This window comes from Frigoribacterium faeni (genome assembly GCF_011761235.1).
GTDB lineage: Bacteria > Actinomycetota > Actinomycetes > Actinomycetales > Microbacteriaceae > Frigoribacterium > Frigoribacterium faeni_A.
On record NZ_JAAOYW010000001.1, the window covers coordinates 714,850 to 727,207 of the forward strand.

Below are 12,358 nucleotides of genomic sequence, written 5' to 3' on the forward strand. Positions count from 1 at the left end.
GGGCTGCTAGGCCCCGCCGCCGGCGCGGTACCCGACGCCGCGGACGGTGGTGACGATGCGCGGGGCGTCCGGGTCGTGCTCGACCTTGGCGCGGAGCCGCTGCACGTGGACGTTGACCAGTCGGGTGTCGGCCTTGTAGTGGTAGCCCCAGACCTGCTCGAGCAGCATCTCGCGGGTGAAGACCTGCTGGGGCTTCGAGGCGAGGGCGAGCAACAGCTCGAACTCGAGGGGAGTCAGGGCGATGACGGCGTCGCCACGTCGCACCTCGTGCGCCGCCACGTCGAGGCGCAGGTCGCCGACCGTCAGCACGTCGTTCGTCGGCTCGGTCGCGGGCCGCAGGCGCGTGCGGATGCGCGCCACGAGCTCCTTCGGGTTGAACGGCTTCACGACGTAGTCGTCGGCGCCGCTCTCGAGGCCCCGCACGACGTCGACCGTGTCGCCCTTCGCCGTCAGCATGATGATCGGCACGCCGCTCTCGGCCCGGATCGCCTCGCACACGGCGAGGCCGTCCTGCCCCGGCAGCATGAGGTCGAGCAGCACCAGGTCGGGCGCGGACTCGCGGAACGCGTCGAGGGCCTCGTCGCCGTCGGCGCAGAAGTGCGGCTCGAACTCGTCGGCCCGGAGCACGATGCCGATCATCTCGGCGAGCGCGGGGTCGTCGTCCACCACCAGGATGCGCGGGGTCATGGTCTCCGTCTTCGGCTGGGCCGCTCGGGTCGCGGCACGTCGACCCAGATTAGTGCAGGAGGCGCGGATCGGCCGAGCAGGAGGCGCGGGTCGACGGACGGGACCGGCGCGCGTCGGCTGGCACCCCCGCCGCGCCTGTGGAAACATGGGCGCACGCGCGAGGACGACCTCGTCAGCGGACCACCGGGGGACGACATGACCGATCCGAACGACTGGGCGGCCCCCGGGTCGCAGGACGCACCGCGCTGGGGAGAGCGGGTCCCGCCTGCCCAGCCCGCGCCTCCTGCGTCGGCGCCCCCGGCGTCCGGGGCCCCGGCCCCGCAGCCGTGGGGCCACCAGCCCCCGCCGGCACAGCAGCCCTGGGGGCAGCAGCCCCAGCCCGCGCAGCAGCCCTGGGGGCAGCAGCCCGCAGCCCCGGCCCCCGGCACGGGCTGGACGCCTCCCCCGCGACCGGGCCTGCTGCCGTTGCGGCCGTTCACGTTCGGCGAGATCCTCTCCGGCTCGTTCCAGGTCTTCCGCCGCAACCCGCGCACGACCTTCGGCACGGCGCTGCTGGCGCAGGTCGTGCTGCTGCTCGTCACGGTCGGCGCCGCCGGCGGCAGCGCCTTCTTCGCGTTCTCGCGGGTCGAGTCGGCGCTGCCGCAGGACCGCGACGCCGTGACCGCGGGGGCCGTCGCCACGGTGGCGCTCGCCACCCTCGTGCCCGTGCTGCTCACCGTCGTGGTGAGCGCCCTGCTGCAGGGCCTGTTCGTGCTCGAGACCTCGCGGCAGCTGCTCGGCGAGCGGCTCCGCCTCGGCGGCCTCTGGACGCTCGCCCGCGGCCGGATCGGCGCGCTGGTCGGCTGGTCCGCCCTGCTGACGCTCGCGTACCTCGTCGCCGCCGGCGTCGTGGTCGGCGTGATCGCGATCGGGGTCGTCGTCGGCACCGGTCCGAGCGTGGGCGTCGGCATCGCGGTCGGCGTGCTGCTGGGGCTGGGCCTGCTCGTGCTCGGCGCCTGGCTCACGATCAAGCTCAGCCTGGTGCCCAGCGCGCTCGTGCTCGAGCGGATGCCGCTGCGCGCGGCCGTCGCCCGCTCGTGGTCGCTCGTGCGCGGCTCGTTCTGGCGCACCTTCGGCGTCGTGGCGCTCGTGTTCGTCATGATCCAGGTCGCCACGCAGGTGGTGACCGCCCCGTTCTCGCTGCTGTTCGGCGTGTTCGGCAGCCTCATCTCGCCCACCGGCGACCTCGACGGCAGCGCGATCGCCGTGGCGGCCGTTGCGTACGTGCTCACCATCGCGGTCAGCGCCGTCGTGACGGCCATCGGCTCCGTCGTGCAGGCGGCGTCCGTGGGCCTCGTCTACGTCGACCGCCGCATGCGCGCCGAGGGCCTCGACCTCGAGCTCGTGCGCCACGTCGAGGCCCGGGGCCGGGGCCAGGTCGACCTGCCCGACCCGTGGCGCTCCCCCGAGCAGCACCCGCAGCACGGCCAGCAGGCGCAGCACCCGCATCACGGCCAGCAGGCGCAGCACCCGCAGCACGGCCAGCACCCGCAGCACCCGCAGCAGGGACACGACCCGCAGGGCGGGGCACCCCGGCAGTGACCCCGACGACGACCGCGCTGGCGGCCGCCCCCCTCGATCCCGACCCCGACGAGGCGCGCGGCCTGCTGCTGCGCGAGCTCACGGGACGCGACTACGTCGCGGCGCAGCCGACGTGGCTCGACCGCGCCGCCGACGCGTTCTGGTCGTGGCTGAACGGCATCCGCTTCGGCGGCGTCGAGGGGGCCCCCGCCGTGGCGCTCGTCGTGCTGCTGGTCGTCGTGGTCGTCGCGCTGGTCGTCGTCCTCGCCGTGTACGGCGTCCCCCGTCTCAACCGGCGGTCCGCCCGCGGGCCCGAGCTCTTCGGCGAGGGCGACGACCGCGACGCCGACCGGCTCCGCCGCGCCGCGACCGCGGCCGCCGCCTCCGGCGACCTCGTGCTCGCCGTCACCGAATCGTTCCGTGCCCTGGCGAGGGCCCTCGTCGAGCGGGACGCGCTCGCCACGACCCCCGGCACGACCGCCCGCACGGTGGGCGACCGCGCCGGCCGTCGGTTCCCCGAGCTCGCCGACCGCCTCGCCGCCGCGGCCGCCTCGTTCGACGGGGTCCGCTACCTCGACCGACCCGGCACCGAGGCGGCGTGGCGCGAGATCGTCGAGCTCGACGCCGAGCTCGAGCAGAAGACCCCCGTGGCGGCGTCGTGACCGCCACCACGCCCACCGTCCGCGCGTCCGCCCGCCGGGCCCGCCCCTGGGTCGCCCTCGCCGTCGTCGCGCTGCTGGGCGCGGTGGCCGCCGTGCTGCTGAGCGGCTCGGACGCGACGGGGGGACGCGCGCTCGGACCGGAGAACGCCGCCCCCGCCGGCGCGAAGGCCCTCGTCGAGGTGCTCCGCGACCAGGGGATCGACGTCCGCGTCGTGTCGACCCTGGACGACGCCCGGTCCGCCGCCGCGCGACCCGACACGACGGTGCTCGTCGACGACGCGGGCTCGTACCTCGTCGCCGACCAGTGGGGCGAGCTCGGCGACGCGGCCTCGTCGCTCGTGCTGCTCGCACCCGGGGCGGTCGCCCTCGACGCGCTCGTCCCCGGCGTCGGCCTCGCCGCCCAGGTCGACGACGGGGTCCGTGACCTCGACTGCGACCTCCCCCCGCTCTCCCGGGTCGAGCGCGTCCACGCGGCCGGCCTCGCCTACTCGGTCGACGACGTCGACCCCGGCGCCGACGTCGTCGCGTGCGTCCGCGACCCCGAGTCGGACGCGGCGGGGCTCGTCGTCGTCGACGACGGCGACCGTCGCGTCGTCGTCGTCGGCACCACGACCGCCCTCAGCAACGGCACCGTCACCACTGCGGGGGCGGACGACGCCGCCTACGGCCTCGCCCTGCTCGGCCAGACGGACACGCTCGTCTGGTACCTGCCCGGCGTCGACGACGTGCCCGAGGGCGCCGGCACCCTCGCCACGCTCACGCCCGGCTGGGTCACGCCCGTGCTCCTCCTCCTGACCGCCACGGCCGTCGCCGCCATGGTCTGGCGCGGACGCCGTCTCGGCCCCCTCGTCGTCGAGCGGATGCCCGTCGTCGTGCGCGCCTCCGAGACGACGGAGGGGCGGGCACGCCTCTACGAGCGGTCCGGTCAGCGTCGCCACGCCCTCGACCAGCTCCGCATCGGCACGCTCGGCCGCCTCGCCCGGCTCACCGGGCTGGCGTCGACGTCGTCGGTCGACGAGGTCGTCGACCGCGTCGCAGGGCTGCTGCAGGCCGACCCGCGCGGCCTCCGCCACGTGCTGGTCGACGCCGACCCCGCCGACGACGCCGAGCTCGTGGGCCTCAGCGACAGCCTGCTCGACCTCGAGCGCGCCGTCGCCCGGGCGGCGGCTCCCTCGTGACCGGCGCCGCGCCTCCTCTCGTCCCCACGCCCTCCACCGACCCCCGCCCAGAGACCACCCCCGGGAGACCCGCCGCATGACCACCGAACTCCAGCAGACCTTCGCCCGCGTGCGCACCGAGGTCGGCAAGGCCGTCGTCGCCCAGGACGGGGCCGTCACCGGCCTCATCGTCACGCTGCTCGCCCAGGGCCACGCCCTGCTCGAGGGCGTGCCGGGCGTGGCGAAGACCCTGCTCGTCCGCGCCCTCAGCCACGCGGTCTCGCTCGACACGAACCGCGTCCAGTTCACGCCCGACCTCATGCCCGGCGACATCACGGGGTCGCTGGTCTACGACGCGAAGGTCGGCGAGTTCGAGTTCCGCGCGGGGCCGGTGTTCACGAACATCCTCCTCGCCGACGAGATCAACCGGACGCCGCCCAAGACGCAGTCGGCCCTGCTCGAGGCGATGGAGGAGCGCCAGGTCTCGGTCGACGGCGTCTCGCGCCCCCTGCCGACGCCGTTCCTCGTCGCCGCGACCATGAACCCCGTCGAGTACGAGGGCACCTACACGCTGCCCGAGGCGCAGCTCGACCGGTTCCTCATGAAGCTCACGCTGGACCTGCCGCCCCGCGACGCCGAGGTCGAGGTGCTCACCCGCCACGCGGCCGGCTTCTCGCCCCGCGACCTGCGCGCCGCGGGCGTCACGCCCGTGCTCGGCCCCGTCGAGTTGGCCCAGGCCCAGGCCGAGGTCGCCCGCGTCGGCGCCTCGCCCGACGTGCTGGCCTACGTCGTCGACCTCGCGAGGGCGACCCGCGAGAGCGCGTCGGTCAAGATCGGCGTCAGCCCCCGCGGGTCGACGGCGCTGCTGTCGGCGAGCAAGGCCTGGGCCTGGCTCACCGGCTTCGACCGCATCACGCCCGACCACGTCCAGGCCATGGCCCTGCCCGTGCTGCGGCACCGCCTGCAGCTGCGTCCGGAGGCCGAGCTCGAGGGCGTCGACGCCGACGCGGTGCTGCGCTCGGTGCTGCAGCAGGTGCGGGTGCCGATCTGATCATGGCGGTCACCGGGTGGTTCGTCCTGCTCGTCGCGCTCGGCGTCGTGCCGATCGTCGCGACGGGCAGCGCCTGGGCGCTCGTGGGGTGGCTCGTGCTCGTGCTCGCCCTCGGGGGCCTGGACGTCGCGCTGGCGGCCTCGCCGCGCCTCCTGCGGGTCCGACGTGAGCTGCCCGGACCCGTGCGCCTCGGCGAGACGACGTCGGCGCGGCTCGTCGTCGTGAACGAGGGGCGTCGCACCCTCCGCGGCGTCGTCCGCGACGCGTGGCAGCCGTCGGCCGGCGCGGCGACGACGAGACGGGCCCTCGTGGTGCGCCCCGGCCGCGCGTGGAGCGCCGAGACCTCGCTGACCCCGTTCCGGCGCGGCGAACGGCGAGCCGAGGAGGTGACGGTCCGGTCGATCGGGCCCCTGCGGCTCGCGGGTCGCCAGGCCGGGCACGCCGTCCCCGGCGTCGTGCGCGTGCTCCCCCGGTTCTCGTCCCGCCGCCACCTGCCGTCGCGCCTCGCCCGCCTGCGCGAGCTCGACGGCCGCACCAGCGTGATGGTCCGCGGCCAGGGCACCGAGTTCGACAGCCTGCGCGAGTACGTGCGGGGCGACGACGTGCGGTCGATCGACTGGCGGGCGACGGCCCGGCGCAGCGACCTGGTCGTCCGCACCTGGCGGCCCGAGCGCGACCGGCGGGTCGTCATCGTCGTCGACAGCGGCCGCACGTCGGCCGCCCGCATCGACGACGAGCCCCGGCTCGACACCGCGTTCGAGTCCGCGCTGCTGCTCGGCGCCCTCGCCTCCCGCGCCGGCGACCACGTCGACCTCCTCGTCGTCGACCGCCGCGTGCGCGGACGCGTGCAGGGGACGACCGGCGCGGCCCTGCTGTCGACCATGGTCGACACGATGGCGCCGATCGAGCCCGAGCTCGTCGAGACCGACTGGTCGACCGTGCCGGGCCTCGTCCGGACCGTGACGACCCAGCGCTCGCTCGTCGTGCTGGTCACGCCCGTCGACTCCCCCGGCGCGGCGCGCAGCCTGCTCGCGGCCGTGCCGCAGCTGAGCCGACGGCACCTCGTCGTGGTGGCGTCCGTGACCGATCCCGACCTCGACCGCGACGCCGTGACCCGCACGACCCGCGACGAGGTCTACCGGGCTGCCTCGGCGGAGCGCGCCCGGCTCGACGCGGCCCGGGTCGCCGCCGCCCTCGGCCAGGTGGGCGCCGACGTCGTGTCCGGCGCCCCGGCCGACCTGCCGCCGGCCCTGGCCGACCGGTACCTCGCCTACAAGGCCGCCGGACGGCTCTAGGCCCTCGCCCGACGCCGACTAGCCGGCGACGAGCTCCGTCGCGCCCGCCTCGAACTCGTCGAGGTCGCCGGTCTCGCCCGCCCGGTGCGCCCGGCCGCCGAGGATCCACTGGTAGGCGAGGAACCCCGCGAGCGCGACCGTGCCGATGCCGATCTTGATCGGCCAGGGCCACGGCTGCCGCGTGACGAAGCCCTCGATGACGCCCGAGACGAGCAGGGCGAGCATCAGCCCGACCGCGATCGTGATGAGCGCCCGGCCGTCCTGGGCGAGCGCCTGCCCGCGGGTGCGCGCCCCGGGGGCCACCCACGACCAGAAGATCAGCAGCCCCGCGCCGCCGGCCACGAAGATGCTGTACAGCTCGAGCTGGCCGTGCGGGAGGATGTACAGGAAGAAGTACTCGAGGCGACCCTGCTCGGCCATGAGGCCCGCCGAGATGCCCACGTTCATCGCGTTGTTGAGCACGACGTAGGGCACCCAGACGCCGGTGATGCCGAAGGCCACGCACTGGGCGGCGATGAAGGCGTTGTTCGTCCACACCTGTCCCGTGAACGACGAGGGGGCGCTCTCCGAGTAGTAGTCGACGAAGTCCTCGGTCGCGAACTGCCGCCGGAACTCCTCCGAGCCGAACGACGCGAGCACGGCGGGCGTGTTCGCCGCCCACACCGCGAACGAGGTCGCCACGACGACGGTGACGAGCAGCACGGCGACGGACAGCCACCGCACCCGCCACAGGGCGGCGGGCAGCTGGGCGACGAAGAACGTGGGCAGCTGCGAGGCGATGTTGCGCCCCGCGCCGGTGAACCGCAGCCGGGCCCGCGACAGCGTCAGCGAGAGGCGGTCGGCGACGACGGACGGGCCCGCGGCCGTCTGCAGGGCCGACAGCTCGGCGGCCCCCGACTGGTACAGGGTGACGAGCCGGTCGGCCTCGGGGCCGGTCAGGCGCCGACGGCGCGCCAGGGCCTCGAGTTCGGTCCACTCGTGACCGTGGGCGGCGGCGTAGGCGTCGAGATCCATTCTGCTTAGATACTAGGCATGTCCCGCCCGAAGACGCGTCACGCGTCGACGCCGACCCTGCGCCCCGACCAGGTCGAGTTCTTCGACGGCGCCGACGACCAGCTCGTCACCGGCGAGGCGGTCGGCCTCGACCGCCGCCCGACGGGCTTCGTCCTGCGCGTCGCGGGGGCGCTCATCGACTACCTGGCCTACGTGGTCGCCCTCGTCGGGCTCGTGCTCCTCGTCGTCTCGCTGAACGAGCGCGGCGTCGTCGACGACGCCACGTCGCAGGCGCTCACGGTCGCGTCGATCGTCGTGTGCCTGGTCGTCCTCCCGACCGTGGTCGAGACCGCGTCGCACGGCCGTTCGCTCGGCAAGCTCGCCACCGGCGCCCGCATCGTCCGGACCGACGGAGGCGCGATCGGGCTCCGCCACGCGCTCACCCGGTCGCTCGTCGGCATGCTCGAGATCGTGATGACCACGGGCGGGCTCGCGGTGGTCGTCGCCCTCCTCAACCGGTCCTCGCGCCGCCTCGGCGACCTCATGGCCGGCACCTACAGCCGCAACGAGCGGGCGCCGCACACGGGTCGCGTCGTCGTCCAGGTGCCGCCGCACCTGCTCGGGTGGGCTCCCCTGGCCGACGTCGCGCGCCTCCCCGACCCGCTCGCCCGTCGGGTCTCGTCGTACCTGCAGCAGGCGCCCGCCCTGCGGCCCGAGAGCCGGCGGCGCATCGCCGAGTCGCTCGCGGCCGAGGTCGCGCCGTTCGTGTCGCCGTTGCCCGCCACCGACCCCGAGTCGCTGCTCTGCGCCGTGTCCGCCCTCCGGCGCGAGCGCGAGGGCGTCGCCCTGGCCCGGGAGGCGGCCCTGCTGCGGCGCCTGGAGCCCGCCCTCACGGGCACGGTGCGCGGGTTCCCCCGCCGCTGACGGCCCGACCGGACGCACGGACGCCCCGACGCCCCCGTGAGGGAGCGCCGGGGCGTCCGTGTCGGACCGCTCAGTAGCGGTAGTGGTCGACCTTGTAGGGGCCGTCGACGCTGACGCCGATGTACGACGCCTGCGCCTCGGTGAGGGTCGTCAGCTCGACGCCGAGGGCGTCGAGGTGCAGGCGCGCCACCTTCTCGTCGAGGTGCTTGGGCAGCACGTAGACCTGGGTCTCGTAGTTCTCGCGGTGCGCCCACAGCTCGATCTGGGCCAGCACCTGGTTCGTGAACGAGTTGCTCATGACGAACGACGGGTGCCCGGTCGCGTTGCCGAGGTTCATGAGACGGCCCTCGCTGAGGACGAGGACGCTGCGACCGGTGGGGAGGCGCCACTCGTGCACCTGGGGCTTGATCTCGATGCGCTCGGCACCGGCGAGCGACTCGAGCCCGGCCATGTCGATCTCGTTGTCGAAGTGGCCCACGTTCGCCACGATCGCGAGGTGCTTCAGGGCGAGCAGGTGGTCGACGGTGACGACGTCGAGGTTGCCCGTGCCGGTGACGAGGATGTCGACGGTCTCGACGACCGACTCGAGGCGGGCGACCTGGTAGCCGTCCATCGCGGCCTGCAGGGCGTTGATCGGGTCGACCTCGCTGACGATGACCCGTGCGCCCTGGCCGCGCAGCGCCTCCGCGGCGCCCTTGCCGACGTCGCCGTAGCCGGCGACGAAGGCGACCTTGCCGCCGATCAGCACGTCGGTCGCCCGCATCAGCCCGTCGGGCAGCGAGTGGCGGATGCCGTACTTGTTGTCGAACTTCGACTTCGTGACGGAGTCGTTGACGTTGATGGCGGGGAACAGCAGCTCGCCGGCGCGCGACAGCTCGTAGAGGCGGTGCACGCCCGTCGTGGTCTCTTCGGTGACGCCCTGCAGCTCGGCGCCGATGGTCGTCCAGCGGTCGCCGGACTCGGCCAGCGAGCCGCGCAGCACCTCGAGGATCACCCGCCACTCGTGGCTGTCGCCGGGGGCGGCGTCGGGCACGGCGCCCGCGAGCTCGTACTCGCGGCCCTTGTGCACGAGCATCGTGGCGTCGCCGCCGTCGTCGAGGATCATGTTCGGGCCGGCGAAGGACTCGCCCGCCGCGGCGGCCTCGGCCGACCAGTCGAAGATCTGGGAGGTGCACCACCAGTACTCGTCGAGGGTCTCGCCCTTCCAGGCGAAGACGGGCACGCCGGCGGGCTGCTCGGGCGTGCCGGTCGGGCCGACGACGATCGCCGCCGCCGCCTCGTCCTGCGTCGAGAAGATGTTGCAGCTGGCCCAGCGGACCTGCGCGCCCAAGGCGGTGAGGGTCTCGATGAGGACGGCTGTCTGCACCGTCATGTGCAGCGAGCCGGCGATGCGCGCTCCGGCGAGCGGCTGGGTCGGACCGAACTCCTCGCGGAGCGCCATCAGGCCGGGCATCTCGTTCTCGGCGAGCCGGAGCTGGTGTCGGCCGGCCTCGGCGAGGGTCAGGTCGGCGACCTTGTAGGGCAGCGTGGTCGTGTCAGTGGGCATGTCGACCATTCTCGCCCACCCGTGCCCGTGTGTCGCCCAGGCTCAGGAACGCACCAGGCGCGCGATGGCGGCCGACGCCTCCGCGATCTTCGCGTCGGCGACGGCGCCGCCCTCGCGGGCGGCCTCGGCGACGCAGTGCGCGAGGTGGTCCTCGAGCAGCTGCAGCGCCACCGTCTCGAGCGCCTTCGTGGCGGCGCTCACCTGCGTCAGCACGTCGATGCAGTAGACGTCGTCCTCGACCATGCGCTGGATGCCGCGCACCTGGCCCTCGGCCCGGCGCAGCCGGGTGACGATCTGCTGCTTCGAGGCACCGTAGCCGGGAGGGGCGGCGCCGTCGGCGCCGTCGGCGGCACCGGTCACCGCGACTCCCGGATGAGGCCCAGCACCTCGTCGCGCACGGCCTCCATGCCGGAGCGGGTCGCCGCCTCGGCGTTGAGCCGCAGCAGCGGCTCGGTGTTCGACGGGCGCACGTTGAACCACCAGAACGCGCCGTCCTCCGACGCGCCCGTGATCGTCAGGCCGTCGAGCTCGTCGAGCTCGCCGCGCCCGGCGAAGGCCTCGACGATGCGCGTGTAGGCGGCCGGCACGTCGGTCACCGTGGAGTTGATCTCGCCGCTGGCCGAGTAGGGCGTGTAGCGGTCGGTGAGCGTCGAGAGGGGCTCGTCCTGGTGGCCCAGCTCGGCGAGCACGTGCATGGCCGCGAGCATGCCGTTGTCGGCACCCCAGAAGTCGCGGAAGTAGTAGTGCGCCGAGTGCTCGCCGCCGAAGATCGCGCCCGTGCTCGCCATCTCGTCCTTGATGAGCGAGTGGCCGACGCGGGTGCGGACGGGGACGGCGCCCGCGGCGACGATGGCCTCGGGCACGGCGCGCGACGTGATGAGGTTGTGGATGACCGAGATGCGGGCGTCCGGCTCGGCCGCGCGCACGCGGGCGATCTCGCGGACGGCGACGATGGCGGCGACGGCCGACGGGGTGACGGCGTCGCCCTTCTCGTCGACGACGAAGCAGCGGTCCGCGTCGCCGTCGAAGGCGAGGCCGAGGTCGGCCCCGTGCTCGACGACGGCGGCCTGCAGGTCGACGAGGTTGGCCGGCTCGAGCGGGTTGGCCTCGTGGTTGGGGAACGTGCCGTCGAGCTCGAAGTACAGCGGCACGATCTCGAGCGGCAGGCCGGGCAGGCCGGCGGCCTCGCCGAGCACCGCGGGGACGGTCATCCCGCCCATGCCGTTGCCCGCGTCGACGACGACCTTGAGGGGGCGCACGCCCGAGAGGTCGACGAGGCCCCGCAGGTGGGCGGCGTAGCCCGGCAGGGCGTCGTGCTCGCGCAGCGAGCCCGGCTCGGCCACGGCGGCCACGCCGTCGGCGAGGTAGGCCGCCGCCCGGTCGCGGATCGACGACAGGCCCGTGTCGAGGCTGATGCCCTGCGCGCCGGCGCGGCTCATCTTGATGCCGTTGTAGGTCGCGGGGTTGTGGCTGGCCGTGAACATGGCCGCCGGGGCGTCGAGGGAGCCGGACGCGAAGTAGGACTCGTCGGTCGAGCAGAGGCCGAGGGCCACCACGTCGGCGCCCCGGGCCTGCGCGCCGCGCGCGAAGGCGGCGGCGAACGCGGGCGACGAGTCGCGCATGTCGTGGCCGACGACGAGCTCGCTGCCCGCCGCCTCGACCTCGTCCGCGAAGGCGGCTCCGAAGGCCTCGACGACCTCCTCGGTCAGCTGCGTCCCCACCAGGCCGCGCACGTCGTAGGTCTTGACGAAGGCGGTCAGGTCGGGGGTGTTCTCAGTTGTCATGCCCCAAAACTACCCGGCGGAGCACCTGCCAGCCCTGCGGGACCGACAACGACGACGCGTGTCGGGCGCACAGGTCGTACCCGTGCGGCTCCACCCGGTCGCTGAGGGGGCCGACGACCACCGTCGAGTCGGCGTACACGTAGGTGAGGGTGGACACCGCCTCCTCGTGGCAGGCGACCTTGGTGCAGGGGCGAGCGTTCATCGTCCGCCACGATACCGCCGGACTACGATGGCCTGATGCCGAGGTCCCGCCGTGTGCGCGTCACCGACCGGTCGCGTCGCCGCGACCGTCACGGGCGCGGCCTGCGCTCCTCGGCCGCCGGCCCCCACCTGCCGTTCCTGCGTACCCGGGTCGAGCTCTTCGACGACCTGGTCGCCGAGACCGCCGACCACCTCCGCGAGCTCTGGCCCGACGAGCTGGCCGACGTGGCCTTCGAGGTCGCGGGCCTGCCCGCGGCCCCCGACGCCTCCTCGGTCGAGCGGTGGCGCGTCGACCGGACGGCCCGCACCGTCGTCCTCTACCGGCTGCCGATCGAGCGCCTCTCGCACGTGCCCGAGGCGCGTCGGGCGGCCGACCCCGAGTGGCAGCACCGGGTGCTCGTCGAGGGCTGGGTGCTGCAGGCGGTCGGCGACCTTCTCGGCAAGGACCCGTGGGACCTCTCCCCCGACCGCTGGCGCGACCGCTGAGCCCGGGCGGCC

At 74.6% G+C, this 12,358-nt stretch carries 13 protein-coding genes; 7 read left to right on the forward strand and 6 right to left on the reverse strand.

Annotation, left to right across the window (positions count from 1 at the left end):
• Positions 1–6: 6 nt before the first annotated feature.
• Positions 7–687, reverse strand: coding sequence for an MtrAB system response regulator MtrA (gene mtrA, locus FHR78_RS03295; RefSeq protein ID WP_166759060.1), 681 nt, complete (start codon positions 685–687; stop codon positions 7–9).
• 195 nt (positions 688–882) lie between these two features.
• On the opposite strand from mtrA, the gene FHR78_RS03300 reads away from it, so the two are divergent.
• From FHR78_RS03300 to FHR78_RS03320, 5 genes are all read left to right on the forward strand, one after another.
• On the forward strand, positions 883–2,268 hold the full coding sequence (locus FHR78_RS03300) for a glycerophosphoryl diester phosphodiesterase membrane domain-containing protein (RefSeq protein WP_166759061.1): 1,386 nt from the start codon (positions 883–885) through the stop codon (positions 2,266–2,268).
• Positions 2,265–2,909 carry a DUF4129 domain-containing protein gene (locus FHR78_RS03305; RefSeq protein ID WP_166759062.1) on the forward strand — a complete coding sequence of 215 codons (645 nt, stop codon included), beginning with the start codon at positions 2,265–2,267 and terminating at the stop codon, positions 2,907–2,909. The genes FHR78_RS03300 and FHR78_RS03305 overlap by 4 nt, the downstream gene beginning before the upstream one ends.
• Entirely contained in the window at positions 2,906–4,087 is a 1,182-nt protein-coding gene (locus FHR78_RS03310) for a DUF4350 domain-containing protein (RefSeq protein ID WP_166759063.1), read from the forward strand. Before FHR78_RS03305 ends, FHR78_RS03310 begins: the two co-directional genes overlap by 4 nt.
• A gap of 76 nt (positions 4,088–4,163) precedes the next feature.
• Entirely contained in the window at positions 4,164–5,117 is a 954-nt protein-coding gene (locus FHR78_RS03315; RefSeq protein WP_166759064.1) for an AAA family ATPase, read from the forward strand.
• Positions 5,118–5,119: 2 nt separating this feature from the next.
• Positions 5,120–6,412 (forward strand): DUF58 domain-containing protein, encoded by a 1,293-nt coding sequence (locus tag FHR78_RS03320; protein ID WP_166759065.1) that lies wholly within the window; start codon positions 5,120–5,122, stop codon positions 6,410–6,412.
• Between the two features lie 18 nt (positions 6,413–6,430).
• Here FHR78_RS03320 and FHR78_RS03325 read toward each other — a convergent pair whose 3' ends face one another.
• A complete protein-coding gene (locus FHR78_RS03325; protein ID WP_166759066.1) occupies positions 6,431–7,426 on the reverse strand; it encodes a stage II sporulation protein M in 996 nt (331 codons plus the stop codon).
• An 18-nt stretch (positions 7,427–7,444) separates the two neighbouring features.
• Here FHR78_RS03325 and FHR78_RS03330 point away from each other — a divergent pair, with 18 nt between their 5' ends.
• Positions 7,445–8,329 (forward strand): RDD family protein, encoded by an 885-nt coding sequence (locus tag FHR78_RS03330; RefSeq protein ID WP_166759067.1) that lies wholly within the window; start codon positions 7,445–7,447, stop codon positions 8,327–8,329.
• A gap of 70 nt (positions 8,330–8,399) precedes the next feature.
• On the opposite strand, the gene ahcY is transcribed toward FHR78_RS03330, so the two are convergent.
• The 4 genes from ahcY to FHR78_RS03350 form a co-directional block, all read right to left on the reverse strand.
• The gene (ahcY, locus tag FHR78_RS03335; protein ID WP_166759068.1) at positions 8,400–9,875 is read right to left on the reverse strand and encodes an adenosylhomocysteinase; all 1,476 of its coding nucleotides are present in this window, start codon (positions 9,873–9,875) and stop codon (positions 8,400–8,402) included.
• Between the two features lie 42 nt (positions 9,876–9,917).
• Entirely contained in the window at positions 9,918–10,169 is a 252-nt protein-coding gene (locus FHR78_RS03340; protein ID WP_233569053.1) for a metal-sensitive transcriptional regulator, read from the reverse strand.
• A gap of 62 nt (positions 10,170–10,231) precedes the next feature.
• Positions 10,232–11,659, reverse strand: coding sequence for a phosphomannomutase/phosphoglucomutase (locus FHR78_RS03345; protein ID WP_166759070.1), 1,428 nt, complete (start codon positions 11,657–11,659; stop codon positions 10,232–10,234).
• Positions 11,649–11,861 (reverse strand): DUF3499 family protein, encoded by a 213-nt coding sequence (locus tag FHR78_RS03350; protein ID WP_166759071.1) that lies wholly within the window; start codon positions 11,859–11,861, stop codon positions 11,649–11,651. The genes FHR78_RS03345 and FHR78_RS03350 overlap by 11 nt, the downstream gene beginning before the upstream one ends.
• A gap of 35 nt (positions 11,862–11,896) precedes the next feature.
• On the opposite strand from FHR78_RS03350, the gene FHR78_RS03355 reads away from it, so the two are divergent.
• Complete coding sequence (locus FHR78_RS03355) at positions 11,897–12,346, forward strand: hypothetical protein (protein WP_166759072.1); 450 nt, start codon at positions 11,897–11,899, stop codon at positions 12,344–12,346.
• Positions 12,347–12,358: the final 12 nt, after the last annotated feature.